Genomic DNA, 19,831 nt, shown 5'->3' on the forward strand with positions numbered 1-19,831 from the left:
CCCAAATTGAGCTTTCCTTATTTACAATTCGAGTATTTTAATGACTGAAACAAATATTACATTTGGCGACTTAGGCTTGCCAGAATTTATCCTTTCTGCTGTCACAGAAATGGGCTTTACTAATCCTTCACCTATCCAACAAGCATGTATTCCACACCTATTAAATGGGCGTGATGTGTTGGGTATGGCACAAACAGGAAGTGGCAAAACTGCTGCATTTTCATTGCCATTATTGGCACAAATTGACGTGGAACAAAAACACCCACAAATGTTGGTGATGGCACCGACTCGTGAATTAGCGATTCAAGTGGCTGATGCTTGTGAGCAATTTGCTAAAAATGCCAAAGGCATGCGTAGTGCGACCCTTTACGGTGGACAACGTTATGACATTCAATTACGTGCTTTAAAACAAGGGGCACAAGTCGTGGTGGGAACACCGGGGCGTATTTTAGACCATATTAAACGTGGTACCTTAGATTTATCTGAACTGAAATTTATCGTGTTAGATGAAGCGGACGAAATGTTGCGTATGGGCTTTATTGAAGATGTCGAAACCGTGATGGCAGAATTACCAGCAAAACATCAAACAGCTCTCTTTTCTGCTACCATGCCAGAACCGATTCGTCGTATTACCAAACGTTTTATGACCGATCCGCAAGAAGTGAAAATTCAATCCACTCAACGCACCAATCCAGATATTGCTCAAAGCTGTTGGTATGTGCGTGGCTATCGTAAAAATGATGCCTTATTGCGTTTCTTAGAAGTGGAAGATTTTGATGCAGCGATTATTTTCACTCGCACCAAAACTGGTACCATGGACATCACGGAATTATTAGAAAAACATGGTTTCAGTGCAGCCGCCTTAAACGGCGATATGACTCAGCAAGCTCGTGAACAAACCTTAGATCGCTTACGCAACGGTAGTCTTGATATTTTAGTCGCCACCGATGTCGCCGCCCGTGGTTTAGATGTGGAGCGTATTAGCTTAGTAGTCAACTATGATATTCCATTAGATGCGGAAAGCTATGTTCATCGTATCGGTCGTACCGGTCGTGCTGGTCGTTCAGGCAGTGCATTGCTGTTTGTTGAACCAAGAGAACGCCGCTTATTAGGCAATATCGAACGCTTAATGAAGAAGCCAATTGATGAAGTGGGCGTACCAAATCATGAACAATTACAGGCTTGTCGCCGTGAAAAATTTGTGCGTAATATTACCAAACAATTAGAACATCATGATTTAGAAAAATATCGTAGTCTGATTGAAGATTTATTCACCGCAGATCAAGATTTAGAAGATATTGCGGCAGCTATGTTAATGTTATTACAAGGCAAACAAAAACTCATTCTTCCACCTGATCCTCCGATGGAAAAACGTTCAAGCCGCGATCGTGATGATCGCCGTGGTGACCGCAGTGACCGTCGTGATAGAAATGATCGTGGTGAACGCCGTGGTTATGGCAACCCAGTGCCAATGGATCTTTATCGTATTGAAGTCGGTCGTGCAGACGGTGTTGATGTACGTCATATCGTGGGTGCCATTGCTAACGAAGGCGATATTGATAGCCGTAATATCGGTCACATTAAACTATATGATGATTATTCCACAGTAGAATTACCAAAAGGCATGCCGAAAGAATTATTACAAACCTTTAGTAAAACTCGTGTATTGAATAAACAAATTCGTATGACTTTTGTGAGTGAAGCACAGGGCGGAGATCGTGGTGGACGCGATGATCGTCGTGGTAATAATGGTAAACGTCGTAGCAATGATCGCAACAGTGATCGTGGCGAACGCAGTTTCCGTGGTGATCGTAAATTCTCGGGTAAAAATGACCGCGGTTTTAAAGAAAATAGTGGTAGAGAATTTCGTGAGAAACGTCAGCGTTAATTAAAATTGACATAATGTAAAAGGGATGAGTGTTGACTCATCCCTTTGTTGTTCTTAATATGCAGTCATTTAAAACACACCCATATTGCGTAATCCTGTGGTGATTATTTCAACCCCGAGAGACATCAATAATAACCCCATAATACGAGTAATGACGTTTGAACCAGTTTTGCCTAATTTTTTAATCACAGGTTTAGAATAACGGAACAAAATGTAACAACCTAACCCGAATAAAACAATGGTAAGAGAAGAATATAGATAATTGGTTAAGGTATGCTGGGTTGAACCAAATACAATGGTTGCACTAATGGAGCCGGGACCTGCCATAATCGGCATAGCTAAAGGCACCACAGCAATATTGTTATAATCGTCAAAATTTTCATTCTTTTCTTCTTTATTGATTTTATGTTCCCCGATTTTACCGTTAATCATGGTTAATGCGATCATGGCTACAACGCCACCTCCAGCAATACGGAAAGAATCAATAGAGATTTTGAACGTGTCTAAAATGAAATTACCAAAAAAGAAACTGACTAACAAAATCACGACAATAGAAAAACAAGTGACTGCGGCAGTACGATTTTGTTGTTCTCTTGTTTGCTCTGCTGTCATTGAATAGAAAATAGGAGTCACACCAATTGGATTGACTAGAGCGATAAGTCCCATAAAAAACTGGAGATAGATAGCTAATTCCATATTTCACCATACGTATAATTATTTGCTGCATATTATAATGGATAGGAGAGCGGATATAAATAAACTTGTAACAAAAAAGTGCGGTGAATTTTCACCGCACTTTTGCATCAATCATAGGATGATTAGCGAATGATTACATCATGCCGCCCATACCACCCATGCCACCCATACCGGCAGCAGGATCTAGTTTATCATCTTTTGGTAATTCAGTGACCATACATTCCGTGGTGATCATTAAACCAGCTACAGAAGCGGCGAATTGTAATGCAGAACGAGCGACTTTAGTTGGATCTAAAATACCCATTTCGATCATATCACCATATTGCTCGGTACTTGCGTTATAACCGAAGTTGCCAGCACCAGCTTTCACTGTATTTGCTACCACAGAACCCTCTTCACCAGCGTTTTCCACGATTTGGCGAAGTGGTGCTTCTAATGCACGTAAAGCAAGTTTAATTCCGACATTTTGTTCTTCATTATCACCTTGTAACGTAGCAGCTACTTTGGTCGCCGCACGCACTAATGCTACGCCACCACCAGCAACAATACCTTCTTCCACGGCTGCACGAGTAGCGTGTAACGCATCTTCCACACGGTCTTTCTTCTCTTTCATTTCAACTTCGGTGGCTGCTCCAACTTTAATGACTGCCACACCGCCAGCGAGTTTCGCTACACGTTCTTGTAATTTTTCTTTGTCGTAGTCAGATGTGCTTTCTTCAATTTGTTGACGAATTTGACCGACACGACCTTTGATTTGAGCTTCATCACCAACACCGTCAATAATCGTGGTATTATCTTTATTAATCACCACACGTTTGGCTTGACCTAAATCTTCCAAGGTAGCTTTTTCTAATTCCATACCGATTTCTTCAGAAATTACAGTACCTGCAGTGAGAATCGCAATATCTTGCAACATCGCTTTACGGCGATCACCAAAGCCTGGGGCTTTTACCGCTGCGACTTTCACGATACCACGCATAGTATTGACGACTAAAGTAGCTAAGGCTTCACCCTCCACATCTTCCGCAATGATTAACAATGGTTTACCTGCTTTTGCCACACCTTCTAATACAGGCAATAATTCACGAATATTAGAGATTTTTTTATCTACTAATAAAATATATGGATTGTCTAATTCAACTGTTGCGGTTTCAGGTTTGTTAATAAAATAAGGTGATAAATAACCACGGTCAAATTGCATCCCCTCAACCACGGCTAATTCATCTTCCAAACCTGTGCCGTCTTCCACGGTAATCACGCCCTCTTTGCCAACTTTTTCCATAGCTTGAGCAATTAATTGACCTACCACGCTATCACTATTGGCGGAAATCGTTCCAACTTGCTCAATTTCTTTAGAGGTTTCACATGGTTTAGATAATGCTTTCAATTCAGCCACAACAGCGGCTACGGCTTTGTCGATACCACGTTTTAAATCCATTGGGTTCATACCAGCGGCGACTGCTTTTAAGCCCTCATTAACGATAGCTTGAGCTAAAACAGTTGCGGTCGTTGTACCGTCACCTGCTGCATCATTGGCTTTAGAGGCAACCTCTTTGACCATTTGTGCACCCATATTTTCGAATTTATCGGCTAATTCAATTTCACGTGCAACAGACACACCGTCTTTGGTAATTGCAGGTGCACCAAAGGCTTTGTCTAAAATAACGTTACGACCCTTTGGACCTAAAGTAACTTTTACTGCATCTGCTAATACGTTCACACCCGTTAACATTTTTACACGAGCATCATTGCCAAATTTTACTTCTTTTGCTGCCATTTTTAATATTCCTTCTATTATTCTACGATTGCTAAAATATCATTTTCAGAAACGATTAACACTTCTTCACCGTCAATTTTCTCTGCTTTAACGCCATATCCTTCGTTAAAAATTACGGTATCACCGACTTTTACATCTAAAGGTTGTATTGTACCATTTTCTAAGATACGACCTTTGCCTACTGCAATAACTTTAGCTCGAGTGGATTTTGTTGCTGCACTACCAGTTAAAACGATACCGCCAGCGGATTTGGTTTCTACTTCTTCACGTTTGATAATTACACGATCGTGTAAAGGACGAATTGCCATTTGAATTTCTCCTAAATTAGATTTATTAAAAAAGTATAAATAATATGGGGAAAGAATTTTCGCTTTCAAGAGTAAAAATAAATTTTTTTACAAAATAACGGACAAAAAAATAGGGCGAATCGCCCCATTTTTGGAATTTGTTAAGCTTGGTTTTCTAGCCCATACCATATTGTTTTAATTTTTTACGTAAGGTTCCACGATTGATGCCTAGCATGATGGCTGCGCGAGTTTGGTTGCCACGGGTGTGTTGCATTATGATGTCTAATAGTGGGTGTTCCACTTCCGCTAACACAAGCTCATAAAGATCGTTAACATCTTGACCATCTAATTGAATTAAATAGTTTTTTATGGCACGTTTAACGGAATCACGCAATGGTTTATTAACGGCTTGCGATTGCGCGTTTAATTCAGGCACGATAAATTTTGTAGAAGGTGTTGTTTGTTCAAACATTTGAATTTCCATTATTATTTATAAAATTAAAAAAATCTTCCAACGCTATCAGTTGTTTTTTGGCATCACTAATCGCATTAAAAGTCCGTTTAAAATCGGAATCTGGTTGAATTCCTTGTAAATACCAGCCAACATGCTTGCGAGCAATTCGATAGCCTTTTTCAGAGCCATAGAACTGATGTAATTCTGTAATATGACGTAAAATTACACCGCACTTTTCTGTTAAACTGGGGGCGATTATATTGGTTGAATTGATTTCAGCTAGTTCTCCTAAAGATTGAAATATCCAAGGATTACCTAAAGCTCCACGCCCAATCATAATTCCATCTGCACCTGTATAATCAAGTACAAACTTTGCTTTCTCTACCGAGATAATATCGCCATTGGCGATCACAGGAATAGAAATTGCTTGCTTAACTGCTTTAATATGATGATATTCAGCTTCTCCTTCAAATAAGCATTCACGAGTACGCCCATGAATGGTTAATGCTTGAATACCACATTGTTCAGCAATTTGAGCGATTTCTACACAATTTATATGTTGTCGATCCCAACCTGTGCGAATTTTCAACGTGACAGGCACGTTTACTGCATTCACTACCGACTCAAGAATCTTTGCGACTAAATCAGGAAACTGTAGTAAAGCAGAACCTGCTAACTTTTTATTTACCTTTTTAGCGGGGCAACCCATGTTAATATCAATTATTTGAGCACCATATTCCACATTGATTTGAGCGGCTTGTGCCATTTCTTGCGGATCAGAACCCGCAATTTGCACAGCGTTTATGCCTACATCTTGGTGATGAGCCAGACGCAATTTCGATTTTTCTGTATGCCATACTTGCGGATTCGTGGACATCATTTCCGAAAACGTCAGTCCAGCACCATAGTGCGAACAAAGTTTACGAAATGGCTGATCCGTAATGCCTGCCATTGGAGCTAATAAAATGCGATTTTTTAATTGATATTGACCAATTCGCACTTTAAATTCTCCAACACTTAGTTAACTCAGAAAAAATTAAGCCGAATATTGGTTAAATATTCGGCATTAATAACCGACAAGGTTGGCTATGATACGCAAAAAATTGCCATTTGAAAAGCATAATTTTTAAACAAGTAACAGAAAAAGTGTGGTTTTTCTGGTTGACATTTCTAAATTAAGCTAATTTACCCGTAATTCTGCACCATTCTTCCCGTTCAACCACTGGTTCAAGGATAAATTTTTGTTGATAAGATTGGCAAACAGATGGTGCTTGGCTAGCTAAAATACCTGACAAACCTAAATGCCCTTGTGATTTCACTAATTGACTAATCACAGGATAAAGTTCTTTTAATGGACCCGCTAAAATATTGGCAACCACCACATCGGCTTTCAAATCCATCGGTTTGTCATCAGATAAGAATAATTGCAAACGATCGGCGACACCATTTTGTTCCGCATTATTGCGACTAGCTAAAATGGCTTGCGGATCAATATCAATTCCAATGGCATTTTTTGCCCCTAATTTTAATGCAGCAATAGCTAAAATGCCTGAACCACAACCAAAATCAATTACGGTTTTATCTTGTAAATCAAGGCTATCTAACCATTCTAAACAAAGTGCCGTAGTAGGGTGGGTGCCAGTGCCAAAGGCTAAACCAGGATCAAGCATCACATTCACTGCATTTTCATCAGGCACCTCACGCCAGCTTGGACAAATCCATAAGCGTTTGCCAAATTGCATTGGGTGGAAATTATCCATCCATTCTCGTTCCCAATCTTTATCTTCAATTTGCTCAATTTTATAAGCAAAATCAGCATCTAACAGCTTGCTGTTACGAAGTGCGATTAAAATTAATGCCATTTCTGTTTCTGCATCAAACAATGCCATCACATCTGTATTGCCCCACAGGCGAGTTTCCCCTGGTAAAGGTTCAAAAATCGGCGTATCTTGACTATCCATAAAGGTTACTGACACTGCCCCGATTTCTGCTAAAAAATCACTGATTTTTTCTGCTTTCTCACTGGTACTGTTTAAGCGAAGTTGTACCCAAGCCATAGTTTTTTCCTTTTTATTGTTATATTCTTACTGTACCACCAACAACCCAATCGCCCCTTTATCCGCCTGAATCAAATCTCCCGAACCAAAAATAAACGGGTGGCTATTGGATGAAAGATTATCAAATTTCACTAAAATACTGGCGTTATTTTCAATCCACAAGGTATCTTTCCAAACTAATTCATTGGCAGGCGTTTTCTTATCATTTTGGCTTTCCAGCACAAATTTTGCCCCCTGAATACGGAAACTGACAGGAGATGAAACGCTGATTTGCCAGCGTTCTACGGAACCATGTTTAGCACTCACATCAATACGACGAGGATCAAAACGTTTTTGGTTGATCATGGCGTTGATATTGTCTAAGTGAAATTGGCGTTGTTGAGTAATTTCTGTGGGTAACGTTGCTATGTTACTAAATTGATAGCTAGGTTTATTGGTAAAAGCAGCAAGTAAACCCTCGGGACGTAATTCCAAAATATGGTTATCCACTAATTCGCCATCACTATCAAAGAATAATCCGATTTTATCGAATAATCCACGTGGTTTACCCGTAATTAAACTGACATTGCCACCTTCGTTTAAATCCACCAGTATTTCAAGACGTTCCCCTGAACCAAGCATGACGGATTTTACCGTTTTGGGTTCAGGCAAAAAGCTCTGATCTTGAGCGATAATCAGAAAATCACGTTCATCATCAAAACGTAATTCATAAGCACGAGAAAGCGAAGCGTTAAGTAAACGTAACCGCACCCAACCACGAGCCACGTTCAAATAAGGTGATTGTTGACCATTAACAAATAGACGTTCACCCACAAAGTGCGGTTCATTTTGTTGGAATAATTGTGAACCAGCATTATTTAGGCTTAAATCCTGTAAAATCAGCGGAATATCATTGATACCATATTTGTTAGGTAACTGTGATTTACGGCTTTCATCATCTTCTACAATCCACATACCGACCAAACCACGATAATTTTGATAGGCTGAACTGGCGAGAGAGCAGGATTGATAATAGCAAAGCCCAGCATTTTGTGTCACGGGGACAATGGGGGCCCAACTTTGTCCCGATTGGATACTATGTCCGATTCCCCCGAGAAAATCACTATTAACCTGTAAGCCTTGAATATTCATTGCGACAGATTGTGGTAGGTTATTGCGATAATTGAGTTTAACAAAATCCCCTTGGCGAACTCTCACTGTAGGTCCGAGATATTGACCGTTAAAACCCCAGACTTCGATTAAATTATTCTCTAATAATCTGACTTGTGTACTTTCAAAACTTAAAAAGATAGGTTTACCACGGCGAGTTTCAAGCAATGGCGGAATCTGTAAAGGTTGATTTGTCGTCGCCAATAAGGTATTTGGCACAGCAGCGAGCGCAGTGGCGATAGCGGTTTTTTTGAATAACTGACGGCGAGAGTGATTCATTTAATAACCTTACAATGATGATTGAGCAATTTCTGCATCTAATTCGGCAATGCGATGTTGCATAATTTGATGGCAATGGCTGGCAAATTCACGCACATTTTCTTTACTAAATTGACGGCTATCAATCGGTTGCAAGATTTCACAAATTACCTTGCCATTGTTCCAACGGTTTAAATCAATTTTATTCTGGGTGGTGGAGCAAACTATTGGCACAATAGGTACGCCTGCTGCAACGGCAGCGTGAAATGCACCAGTTTTGAATGGTAACAAGCCACGCCCACGACTACGAGTACCTTCTGGAAACATCCATACCGAAAGATTATCTTGATTGATGCGTTGAGCCACTTGTCCCATAGTGTTGTGAGCTTTATTCTTATTATCTCGATCTAACAGAATATTACCCGTTGCCCAGTAAACCAAACCAAAAAATGGGATCCAAATTAGACTTTTTTTGCCGATACTCACCGTACGCGGTTGTACCATATAAGAAATGGTGACCATATCGTAATTATTTTGGTGGTTTGCAATATAGATACAAGGATTGAATTGATCTGCATTTTCAGGATAACGGTGTTCAACGGTTAAGCCGAATAGGGGATATAAGCGTCCGAACCAGCGTGCTACTACACTCACGTTATTTGGATTTTTGAAACGAATGAGTGAGTAGATAGTGCCACAAATACAGATAATTAGGCAGAATAGAACGACAATAATAATTCTGGCGAGTTTTAGCATGTTGTTATTTTCCTGTTTGTTTTTTTGGGGGATTATAACAGGTTTTTTTATGTATTTTTAGAACAAATAGCTTTTCCTTTATTGAAAATATTATATGGATACCGTATTGCACTGAAATAAAAAGTATTATAATTTCATTGTAAACAATCATAAAAAGGAAAAAATTATGTCAGAACTTCATTTTGAAACCCTACAGTTACACGCAGGACAAGAGGTCGATAGTAGCAGTAAATCTCGAGCTGTACCAATTTATCAAACCACATCTTACGTATTTGATGATGCACAAGAAGCGGAAGATTTATTTGCTTTGCGTAAGCTAGGCAATATCTATACCCGTATTACTAATCCCACTGTGGCAGTGTTTGAGAACCGTATTGCAGCACTGGAGAAAGGCGTTGGAGCGTTGGCTACGGCATCAGGCATGGCAGCGATTACTTATGCGATTTTAGCTTTAGCCCATGCGGGTGATCATGTGGTGGCAGCGAGTACTATTTATGGCGGAACCTTTAATTTATTAAAAGAAACCTTGCCACGTTATGGCATCACAACGACCTTTGTCAATGTAGAAGATCTCACAGAAGTGGAAAATGCGATTCAAGAGAATACCAAATTGGTATTGATTGAAACCCTAGGCAATCCGTTAATTAATATTCCAGACCTTGAAAAAGTAGCGGATATTGCACATCGTCATCGTATTCCATTGGTGTGTGATAATACGTTTGCCACCCCTTATTTGATTAATGTGTTCTCACATGGCGTGGATATTGCCATTCATTCTGCTACTAAATTTATTGGTGGACATGGTACCACCATTGGTGGCGTGATCGTGGATTCGGGCAAATTTGATTGGGTCGCATCAGGCAAATTCCCACAATTTGTGGATGAAGATCCGAGTTATCATAATATTAGCTATACTCGAGATATTGGGGCAGCTGCTTTTATTGTGGCGGTACGAGTGCAGTTATTGCGTGATACAGGGGCAGCCCTTTCGCCATTTAATGCGTTTTTATTATTACAGGGTTTAGAAACCCTGTCATTACGAGTGGAACGCCACATTGAGAATACACAAAAAATTGTGGATTTCTTGAGCCATCACCCGAAAGTGGAAAAAGTCAATTATCCAAGTTTACCAAGCAGTCCATATTATGCCTTAGCACAAAAATACTTACCAAAAGGTACAGGGTCGATTTTTACTTTCCACGTCAAAGGTGGAACCAAAGAAGCTCGTCAGGTGATTGATAAATTAGAAATTTTCTCAAATTTAGCCAATGTCGCCGATGCAAAATCCTTAGTGGTTCACCCTGCCACCACCACTCACGGTCAATTAACCGAAAGCGAATTGTTAGCCTGTGGTGTTACCCCAAATCAAATTCGTTTATCCATTGGATTAGAAAATGTGAATGATTTGATTGCGGATTTAACAGTGGCGTTGGAGAGTGTTTAACTTTATACACAAACAAGAGTGCGGTGAAAATTGTGAGAGATTTTCACCGCACTATTTAGTGTGATACCACATCATTTTTACTCAATTAGCCATTATTAGACATGATTTGTCTAATTAGATAAAATGAAGTACAATAATGGCTAATTCTATACAATAAGGTATGTGGTATGAAAGATCCTTTATATTTTCCTAGAACAGAATTGGCAAGTGCATTGCTGGCGAGCTTAAAAGCAAGTATTACTCACGCCTTTACGCTATTTGCCCCACGTCGTATGGGGAAAACAGAATTTCTAATTAATGATATTGCTCCCCTTGCTGAAAAAGATGGCTTTAATGTATTTTATTTTTCTTTTATGGACGGCAATAGTGCGAACAATGCTGACGAGTCTTTTCATCAAGCATTACATCAATTCGCTCAAGAAATACGCACAGGCAATGGTGTAAAAACCTTATTTAGCAGCTTTACCAAAATAGACTTGTTGGGCGTTGGGTTAGAAAGAACATTAAGCGAAAAAACATTACCAAATATTAGCGAGATTATTGCGTGCATTGCCGCAGATAATCGCCCCTCATTACTATTGTTAGATGAAGTCCAAGAATTAGCTCGGATTCCCAATACAAGTTATCTGATTCGTAGTCTAAGAACAGGATTGGATTTAAATAAAAATCGGGTTAAAACCATTTTTACAGGGAGTAGCACAAACGGTTTACGTATGATGTTTAATGATGTGAAAGCCCCATTTTTCCACTTTGCTCATGCGTTAGATTTTCCGAATCTCGATCAATATTTTACTGACTTTCTGGCTGATGTGTATCAAGAACGTATGGGTAAATCCTTAGATAAGCACGCATTATATGCAGTATTTGAACGCCTAAACTATACGCCTATGTATATGCGAGCGATTATTCAAGATATGATTATCAATCCTGCATTAAGCCTTGAAAAAGCGGCTCAAATTCGGTTAGAACAAATGCAAGAAAGTGGTAATTTTACTGCACAATGGCGAGAGTTAACGGCAATAGAGCAGTTCACATTACTAGCGATAGCCAAAGGGCAAAGTGCAGTATATGGTGCGGACTTTCGGGAGCAAATGGCAGAAATTTTAGGGGTAGAAGAGATAAAGGTGAGTACAATGCAAAGTACGATTAGGAAACTACAACGTAAGGATCTCATCAGTAAAACCAGCCATGGCGTATTGCACATTAATAGTCCATTATTACACACTTGGATCATAGAAAACGTTGAATCCACTCACTTAGCTTAACCACCTTTTTATTAGCGTAAAGTGTGGTGAAAAATATTGAAATTTTTCACCGCACATTTCTATAGCTACGGAGTAGCGTTACTATGCTTAACCTAGTACGTTAGTACTAGGTAGATTATGCACTAATTCTCGCTTTCGCCTCTTCAATCGCTTCTGCCACTCGCAACGGTGATACGCCACCTTTAGCATTACGTTTATCCAAACAGGATTGCAATGATAAAATAGGGTAAACATCTTCGCCAATGACATCACTAAATTGACGAAATTCTTGCACGGTTAAATCTTCTAAGCCTTTTTGAACTTGAATTGCATAAACCACGGTTTCACCCACAATATGATGCGAATCACGGAATGGCACACCTTTTGCGACTAAGTAATCAGCGAGTTCGGTAGCATTAGAATAGCCTTTGAGAGCAGCTTCACGAGTGCGGTCTATATTGACTTTAATATCTTCTAACACAAATGATGCCATGGTTAAACAATCGTGCCATGTGTCTAAGGCATCAAAAATACCTTCTTTGTCTTCCTGCATGTCTTTATTATAGGCTAACGGCAAGCCTTTTACGGTCATCAACATGCCCATTAATGAACCGATCACACGCCCAGTTTTACCTCGAATCAATTCGCACGCATCGGGGTTTTTCTTTTGTGGCATGAGTGACGATCCTGATGTGACTCGATCGGATAATTCCACAAAATCTGCTTCTCCACTGTTGAAAATAATCATATCTTCAGCGAAACGAGAAAGGTGTGCCATACTTAATGACGCAGTGGAAAGCAATTCAATAATATGATCACGGTCAGAAACACTGTCTAAGCTGTTGCGAGTGGCGAAGTCAAAACCAAGATCTTGTGCTAATTGTTCACGGTCGATAGGATAGGCTGTACCTGCTAATGCCCCACTGCCGAGTGGGCAAGTATTCATACGGCGATAGGCATCTGCTAAACGGCTATAATCTCGTTCTAACATTTCTACATACGCCATACACCAGTGAGCAAAGCTGATTGGTTGAGCACGTTGTAAATGGGTATAACCCGGCATCACGGCGTGTTGATTATTTTCTGCGGTTGCTACTAATTTGGCTTGTAGTTCACGTACGCTGTATTGCAATTCCGTGACTTGCTGTTTGCACCACATTTTTATGTCAAGGGCGACCTGATCGTTACGGCTACGTCCTGTGTGTAGTTTCTTACCTAGATTGCCGACTTTATCGATGAGCTTACTTTCTACCCAACTATGAATATCTTCCGCATCATCTTGCAAAATTGCCAGCGGATTTGACCGCACTTCAATTAACAACTGATTTAACGCTTGTTCCAGTTGAGTTTGTTCATCTGTGGTGAGAACGCCGACACTCACTAATGCCTTTGACCAACCCACCGAACCCTCAATATCTTGTTCAGCTAAACGATAGTCAAAACGTAGTGAATCATTAAAATCTTTAAAACGTTTATCTGCCGCTTGGGTAAAGCGACCGCCCCATAATGCCATGTTGTGTTGTCCTTTTGTTTTTATTTCAGTTAAGGATAAATTCTTGTGCCGATAATCTCACCTGCAAAAAGTGCGGTGAGTTTTTCAGGATATTTCCAATTCGCAATATCTACGCCACGTTGTAATAATTGTGCCGCATCGAGTGCCGCTTTTACTTTAACAATCATGCCGTCAGTAATCACTTTATCGGTAATTAATTGTTCAATTTGTGCTGCGGTTAATTGTGAAATGCGTTGTTGATTACCGTCTAACACGCCGTCCACATCAGACAGCATGACTAAATCTGCGTTAATTAATGCCGCAATAGCGGTGGCAGCTTGATCGGCGTTGACATTCATTAAACGCCCTTGAGCATCAACAGCAATAGAGCTAATAATCGGTAAAAATTTGCTGGTTAATAATTGCTCTAACAGCGTAGCGTTTTGTGCTTGTACATTGGCGACATGACCTAATTCAGGATCAAATTGCATCGCACTGGTCAAATTGCCGTCAGCAAGACTTAATCCGACAGGATTTAACTGAAATTTTATGGCTTGTGCTAACAGTTTTTTATTGGCAATGCCAGCCAACGCTCCCACGATAATGTCAATTTGATCGCTTGGGGTTACTCGCAAACCATTTTTCTTTTGCACCGGTAAGCCTAGTTTTTTCATTAAATCATCCACTACGCAACCGCCACCATGCACGATAACTAAAGGGCGAGTAGCCTGTTGTAGATAATCTGCTAAGGCAAGGAATAAATTTTCCATGGCGGCAGGGGTATCTAATAACACACCGCCTAATTTAATTACTAAAGGTCTAATCATTGCGATAAATCCTTAAAATAAACCGAGCGTTTCATTATAACCGAAACGAATATTGGCACATTGTACCGCTTGCGATGCCGCCCCTTTGAGCAGGTTATCTTCCGCCCCCACAATGACAATATGTCCATTATGGGTAGCAAAACCAATATCGCAATAAGGGGTAAATTCCACCGCTTTAATGCTTGGTAAACCTTGCTCATACACTCGCACTAACGGGCGATTGGCATAGTATTGTTGATAAGCCGATTTAATTTGTTCATCGCTTACCCCTGTATTCAATTTAGCGGTAATCGTGGCTAAAATGCCTCGTTTAAAATTGCCTAAGTGCGGAGTGAAAATCACTTCGGTGCCTAAATGGGTGGCTATTTCAGGTTGATGACGATGGGTAAATACACCATAAGCATTTAAACTGACTTCGCAGAAACTGTTGGTAATTGATGCTTTCCGCCCAGCTCCGCTAACCCCACTGACGGCATTAATAACGGGTAATTGATTGAGATCTAAGAGATTATTTTCAATTAATGGTTTCAGGCTTAACTGTGATACTGTTGGATAACAACCTGCCACGGCGACTAAATCCGTTTGCTGGATTTGTTTATCATTCCATTCCGCTAAACCATAAACAGCACTTGCTAATAATTCAGGGTATTGGTGTTCAAAACCATAATATTGGGTGTAAAATTCAGCTTTATTGACACGAAATGCTCCCGACAAGTCAAAAACCTGACAATCTTGTTGTAAAAAAATAGGGGCGAGATCATGGCTAACTTCATGTGCTGTGGCGAGAAATACAATATCGGCATCATTTGCCAACAAGGATAAATCCTCAGGCAAGGGTTGTAATAGCAAATCACAAAATGTACGCAGTTGAGGATAAAGGTCCGAAATTAATTTGTTAGCATCAGCACTTTGACGAGAAACATAAAGCCCCGCTAATTCAAAATGAGGGTGGCGAGTAAGAATTTGAGCAAGCTCTGCTCCAGTGTAGCCACTTGCTCCAATAATGATCGCTTTTTGTGTCATATTATCCTCTTTCGTTTTGTATTATTGTGATTAATTATGCTATTATTCTGCATAAATATTTAAAAAGCAACTATTATAAGGAAAATCGAATGAAAAAACTTCCTGCTTTTCTTGATATGTATTCCCAGTTAATTGCTATTCCCACTATTAGCAGTATTGAAAAAAAATTCGATCAATCGAACCGCACTTTAATTGAATTACTGGCAACTTGGTTACAGAATGTTGGTTTTAAATCAGAAATTTTAGCGGTAGAAAATAGTCAGCATAAATATAACCTACTCGCAACCTATGGAGAAGGGCAAGGGGGATTATTATTAGCAGGGCATACGGATACAGTGCCTTTTGACGAGGGACGTTGGACATTTGATCCGTTTAAGCTCACTGAAAAAGACGGTAAATTTTATGGTTTAGGCACCGCTGATATGAAAGGCTTTTTTGCTTTTGTGTTAGATGCGATTGCTCAAATTGATCTGACCAAATTAACTAAGCCATTACGTATTCTTGCCACCGCTGATGAAGAAACCACCATGCTGGGCGCGAGAACCTTTATTCAACATACACATATTCGCCCCGACTGTGCCATTATTGGAGAACCTACTTCGTTACGTCCAGTTCGCGCCCACAAAGGACATATTGGTAAAGGGTTACAAATTATTGGTAAATCAGGACATTCTAGCGATCCTGCCAAAGGCATTAACGCCATTGAATTAATGCACCAAGCCACGGGGTATTTAATGCAAATGCGAAATGAGCTGAAAGAAAAATATCATCATGCGGAGTTTGCCATTCCTTATCCCACCATGAACTTTGGCTCGATTCACGGTGGCGATGCCGTCAATCGGATTTGTGCCTGCTGTGAATTACAATTTGATATTCGCCCGTTACCCAATATGCAGTTAGCTGATTTAGAAGATATGTTACGTGACAAACTTGCTCCCATGTTTGAACAATATGGTGATCGATTAACCTTACGTCATTTACACGAGCCAATTCCGGGTTATGAATGTGAACATTCTGCCCAAGTAGTACAGGTGGTAGAAAAATTGTTGAGAGAAAAATGTGAAGTGGTAAACTATTGTACCGAAGCTCCATTTATTCAACAACTTTGCCCAACTTTGGTGTTAGGTCCGGGTTCTATTGAGCAAGCACATCAGCCCGATGAATTTTTAGCAACGGAATTTATTCAACCGACTCGAGAATTGTTAGTGAAGCTGATTGATTGTTTCTGTTAAAAATGATAGATTGGAAAAGGTTTAACAAAACAACGATAAAATTGAATACTATTTAAATATGAAAATTATTTATTAAATTTATTATTAGATATTGTTGTTATATTTAAATTAATTCGTTATGTTCTCTATGCAAGCAGATTGAAAGAATTTACTCACTATAAATTATACTTGGAAGGAAGTTTCTTATGTCAAAAACACAAGCCATTGCTAACGTATTTAAACTTATCGAAGAAAACGATATCAAATTTGTTCTTCTTCGTTTTACCAATATTAAAGGAAAAGAACATGGTGTATCACTGCCAGCTAGTGTCATTGATGAAGATTTCTTTGAAGAAGGTAAAATGTTTGACGGTTCTTCAGTAGAAGGTTGGCGAGCGATTAATAAAGCGGATATGCTATTAATGCCAATTCCAGAAAGTGCGGTGGTGGATCCATTTGCACAAATCCCAACCCTATCTATTCGTTGTAGTATTTATGATCCGAACACTATGCAAAGCTACGATCGTGACCCACGTTCTATTGCCTTGCGTGCAGAACAATATATGCGTTCCACTGGCGTGGCAGATCATGTCATGTTTGGACCTGAACCTGAATTTTTCTTATTTGATGATGTACGTTTCTCCACTGAGCCAAATAAAGTGTCTTACGCCATTGATGATGAAGAAGCCATGTGGAACACCGATCGCAAATATAAAGAGCAAGGCAACAATGCTTATCGTCCATTGAAAAAAGGCGGTTACTGTGCAGTTGCTCCGATTGATAGCGGACATGATATTCGTTCTGAAATGTGTTTATTGTTAGAAGAAATGGGCTTAGTGATTGAAGCTCATCACCATGAAGTAGCGACCGCAGGTCAAAATGAAATTGCAACTAAATTTAACAGCTTAACCTTAAAAGCGGACGAAACTCAAATCTATAAATATATCGTGCAAAACGTGGCATTAGAACATGGCAAAACCGCTTGCTTTATGCCAAAACCATTTGCTGGTGATAATGGTTCAGGTATGCACTGTAATATGTCTTTAAGTAAAGACGGCAAAAACGTATTTATGGGAGATAAATATGCGGGTCTTTCCGAAACGGCACTTTACTATATTGGCGGCGTGATTAAACATGCGAAAGCCTTAAACGCATTCACTAACCCAACCACTAACTCATACAAACGCTTAGTACCAGGTTTTGAAGCTCCAGTATTATTAGCTTATTCTGCAAGTAACCGCTCTGCATCTATCCGTATTCCAGCCGTTACTAGCCCGAAAGCGACACGTGTAGAAGCTCGTTTCCCAGATCCAATGGCGAACCCGTATTTGTGTTTCTCAGCCTTATTAATGGCAGGTCTGGACGGTATTATCAATAAAATCCACCCAGGTGATGCAATGGATAAAAACCTTTACGATTTACCACCAGAAGAACTAAAAGAAATTCCAGCGGTATCTAGTTCCTTAGGTGAAGCATTGGATAATTTGGAAAAAGACTATGAATTCTTAACCCACGGTGGCGTATTCACTAAAGACTTTATTGATACCTTTATCGGCATGAAACGTAAAGAAGTAGAGCGTTTGAACATGACCCCACATCCAGTGGAATTTGAAATGTATTATGCTTAATGTTTGATTAAGTGGAAAAAAACAGGATTAGAGATAATCCTGTTTTTTTTTTTTTTTGTGTTGTTATACTGACGAAAGAAAAAGTGCGGTGAAAAATATTTGATATTTTTTCACCGCACTTTGAATCTAACGATTTAAATTACACATCTAAATACTCTAAAATCCCTTGAGCGGCATCACGTCCTTCGGCAATAGCTGTCACCACTAAATCTGAGCCACGGGTAACATCACCACCAGCAAAGATTTTTGGATTGGCGGTTTGTTGTTTCAATTCGCCGTTGGATTTAATGCGACCACGATTATCCACTTCCATGCCGACTGCGTCTAACCACGGCATCGCATGTGGAGCAAAACCGAATGCTACAATCACTGCATCGCAAGAGATGATTTCTTCGCTATTCGGAATAATTTCCGCACGCTGGCGACCGTTGCTATCTGTGGCACCTAGTTTGGTTCTGACAATTTTAATCCCTGTCACTTTACCTGATGTGTCCGTTTCAATGGCAACAGGATCGGCTTCGATTTCTACCGGTTGAGCGTTAAATTCAAAATCGACACCCTCTTCTTTAGCGTTATGATATTCTTTTTTCGAACCAGGCATATTGGCAGCGTCACGGCGATAAACACAAGTTACTTCCACCGCACCTTGTCGAACCGAAGTACGCACGCAGTCCATAGCAGTATCACCGCCACCCAGTACCACCACACGTTTACCCTGCATATTAACAAAATCAGGGGCATCAAAGCCGAGTAAATGTTGCGTATTGCCGATTAGAAATGGTAAGGCAGAATAAACGCCAGTGGCATTTTCATTGGGGATATCTGCTTTCATGCCTTGATAGGTGCCGACACCTAAGAACACTGCATCATACTGTGCGACCAGTTCGTCTAGTGTGATATCTTTGCCAATTTCTACCCCTAAGTGGAATTTTACGCCTAATTCGGTAAATAGCTCACGGCGACGTGTCATCACACTTTTTTCTAGTTTAAATGCTGGAATACCAAAGGTGAGCAAACCACCGATTTCTGGCTGGCGTTCGTAAATACTGACTTCTACACCATTACGAAGTAATACATCGGCACAACCTAAGCCAGCAGGTCCAGCACCGATAATAGCCACTTTTTTACCCGTTGGAACGGCATTAATAGTTGGTTTCCAGCCCATTGCAAAGGCTTTTTCAGTGATATATTTTTCCACATTACCAATGGTGACAGCGCCAAATCCGTCATTTAAGGTACATGACCCCTCGCATAAGCGATCTTGTGGACAAACGCGACCACAGACTTCTGGCAAACTGTTGGTGGAATGGGCTAATTCTGCCGCTTCAATAATACGTCCCTCATGGGCTAAACGTAGCCAGTTCGGAATATTATTATGTAACGGACATTTGTTTTGACAATAAGGATTGCCACACTCCAAACAGCGATCCGCTTGAGATTGTGCCTGTGTATCGCTAAATACATTGTAAATTTCCACAAACTCGGTTTTTCTTACGTTAAGTGGAATTTTCGGTGGATCCACACGTTGCAAGTCGATAAATTGATAGACGTTTCCACGACCCATAGTTTATTCCTTCAAATCTTTAAAAACTTTTTCTTTTTCCACCGCACTTTGGCTTAAATAAAGTGCGGTGAAAATC

General features: G+C 40.0%; 17 protein-coding genes. 5 read left to right on the forward strand and 12 right to left on the reverse strand.

Annotated elements, in window-relative coordinates:
* Window positions 1–40: 40 nt before the first annotated feature.
* On the forward strand, window positions 41–1,888 hold the full coding sequence (locus tag O1Q79_RS00630; protein ID WP_386692463.1) for a DEAD/DEAH box helicase: 1,848 nt from the start codon (window positions 41–43) through the stop codon (window positions 1,886–1,888).
* A gap of 69 nt (window positions 1,889–1,957) precedes the next feature.
* On the opposite strand, the gene O1Q79_RS00635 is transcribed toward O1Q79_RS00630, so the two are convergent.
* From O1Q79_RS00635 to O1Q79_RS00670, 8 genes are all read right to left on the reverse strand, one after another.
* Window positions 1,958–2,584, reverse strand: coding sequence for a YchE family NAAT transporter (locus tag O1Q79_RS00635; protein WP_386692464.1), 627 nt, complete (start codon window positions 2,582–2,584; stop codon window positions 1,958–1,960).
* A 133-nt stretch (window positions 2,585–2,717) separates the two neighbouring features.
* Window positions 2,718–4,361, reverse strand: coding sequence for a chaperonin GroEL (gene groL, locus O1Q79_RS00640; RefSeq protein ID WP_386692465.1), 1,644 nt, complete (start codon window positions 4,359–4,361; stop codon window positions 2,718–2,720).
* A 17-nt stretch (window positions 4,362–4,378) separates the two neighbouring features.
* Entirely contained in the window at window positions 4,379–4,669 is a 291-nt protein-coding gene (locus O1Q79_RS00645; RefSeq protein WP_386692466.1) for a co-chaperone GroES, read from the reverse strand.
* A gap of 154 nt (window positions 4,670–4,823) precedes the next feature.
* Window positions 4,824–5,120 (reverse strand): DNA-binding transcriptional regulator Fis, encoded by a 297-nt coding sequence (gene fis / locus O1Q79_RS00650; RefSeq protein WP_132302125.1) that lies wholly within the window; start codon window positions 5,118–5,120, stop codon window positions 4,824–4,826.
* Window positions 5,113–6,102, reverse strand: coding sequence for a tRNA dihydrouridine synthase DusB (dusB, locus tag O1Q79_RS00655; RefSeq protein WP_386692467.1), 990 nt, complete (start codon window positions 6,100–6,102; stop codon window positions 5,113–5,115). The genes fis and dusB overlap by 8 nt, the downstream gene beginning before the upstream one ends.
* A 175-nt stretch (window positions 6,103–6,277) precedes the next feature.
* On the reverse strand, window positions 6,278–7,159 hold the full coding sequence (prmA, locus tag O1Q79_RS00660; RefSeq protein ID WP_386692468.1) for a 50S ribosomal protein L11 methyltransferase: 882 nt from the start codon (window positions 7,157–7,159) through the stop codon (window positions 6,278–6,280).
* A 27-nt stretch (window positions 7,160–7,186) separates the two neighbouring features.
* Entirely contained in the window at window positions 7,187–8,587 is a 1,401-nt protein-coding gene (locus O1Q79_RS00665) for a multicopper oxidase domain-containing protein (RefSeq protein WP_386692470.1), read from the reverse strand.
* Window positions 8,588–8,596: 9 nt separating this feature from the next.
* Window positions 8,597–9,322, reverse strand: coding sequence for a 1-acylglycerol-3-phosphate O-acyltransferase (locus tag O1Q79_RS00670; protein WP_386692471.1), 726 nt, complete (start codon window positions 9,320–9,322; stop codon window positions 8,597–8,599).
* A 166-nt stretch (window positions 9,323–9,488) separates the two neighbouring features.
* Here O1Q79_RS00670 and O1Q79_RS00675 point away from each other — a divergent pair, with 166 nt between their 5' ends.
* Both O1Q79_RS00675 and O1Q79_RS00680 read left to right on the forward strand, forming a co-directional pair.
* Window positions 9,489–10,766: an O-acetylhomoserine aminocarboxypropyltransferase/cysteine synthase family protein gene (locus tag O1Q79_RS00675; RefSeq protein ID WP_386692472.1), complete on the forward strand. Its 1,278-nt coding sequence runs from the start codon at window positions 9,489–9,491 to the stop codon at window positions 10,764–10,766.
* 167 nt (window positions 10,767–10,933) lie between these two features.
* The gene (locus O1Q79_RS00680) at window positions 10,934–12,031 is read left to right on the forward strand and encodes an ATP-binding protein (protein WP_386692473.1); all 1,098 of its coding nucleotides are present in this window, start codon (window positions 10,934–10,936) and stop codon (window positions 12,029–12,031) included.
* 115 nt (window positions 12,032–12,146) lie between these two features.
* On the opposite strand, the gene argH is transcribed toward O1Q79_RS00680, so the two are convergent.
* The 3 genes from argH to argC are packed head-to-tail and all read right to left on the reverse strand — an operon-like array spanning window position 12,147 to window position 15,352.
* Complete coding sequence (gene argH / locus O1Q79_RS00685; protein WP_386692474.1) at window positions 12,147–13,523, reverse strand: argininosuccinate lyase; 1,377 nt, start codon at window positions 13,521–13,523, stop codon at window positions 12,147–12,149.
* A 29-nt stretch (window positions 13,524–13,552) separates the two neighbouring features.
* Window positions 13,553–14,326 carry an acetylglutamate kinase gene (gene argB / locus O1Q79_RS00690; RefSeq protein ID WP_386693313.1) on the reverse strand — a complete coding sequence of 258 codons (774 nt, stop codon included), beginning with the start codon at window positions 14,324–14,326 and terminating at the stop codon, window positions 13,553–13,555.
* 15 nt (window positions 14,327–14,341) lie between these two features.
* Complete coding sequence (gene argC, locus O1Q79_RS00695) at window positions 14,342–15,352, reverse strand: N-acetyl-gamma-glutamyl-phosphate reductase (protein ID WP_386692475.1); 1,011 nt, start codon at window positions 15,350–15,352, stop codon at window positions 14,342–14,344.
* Between the two features lie 89 nt (window positions 15,353–15,441).
* Between argC and argE the strand changes: the two genes are divergently transcribed.
* Entirely contained in the window at window positions 15,442–16,584 is a 1,143-nt protein-coding gene (gene argE, locus O1Q79_RS00700) for an acetylornithine deacetylase (RefSeq protein WP_386692476.1), read from the forward strand.
* Between the two features lie 185 nt (window positions 16,585–16,769).
* Complete coding sequence (glnA, locus tag O1Q79_RS00705) at window positions 16,770–18,191, forward strand: type I glutamate--ammonia ligase (RefSeq protein WP_386689404.1); 1,422 nt, start codon at window positions 16,770–16,772, stop codon at window positions 18,189–18,191.
* A gap of 139 nt (window positions 18,192–18,330) precedes the next feature.
* Here glnA and O1Q79_RS00710 read toward each other — a convergent pair whose 3' ends face one another.
* On the reverse strand, window positions 18,331–19,755 hold the full coding sequence (locus O1Q79_RS00710; protein WP_386692477.1) for an FAD-dependent oxidoreductase: 1,425 nt from the start codon (window positions 19,753–19,755) through the stop codon (window positions 18,331–18,333).
* Window positions 19,756–19,831: the final 76 nt, after the last annotated feature.

This window comes from Lonepinella sp. MS14434, from assembly GCF_042468235.1.
GTDB lineage: Bacteria > Pseudomonadota > Gammaproteobacteria > Enterobacterales > Pasteurellaceae > Lonepinella.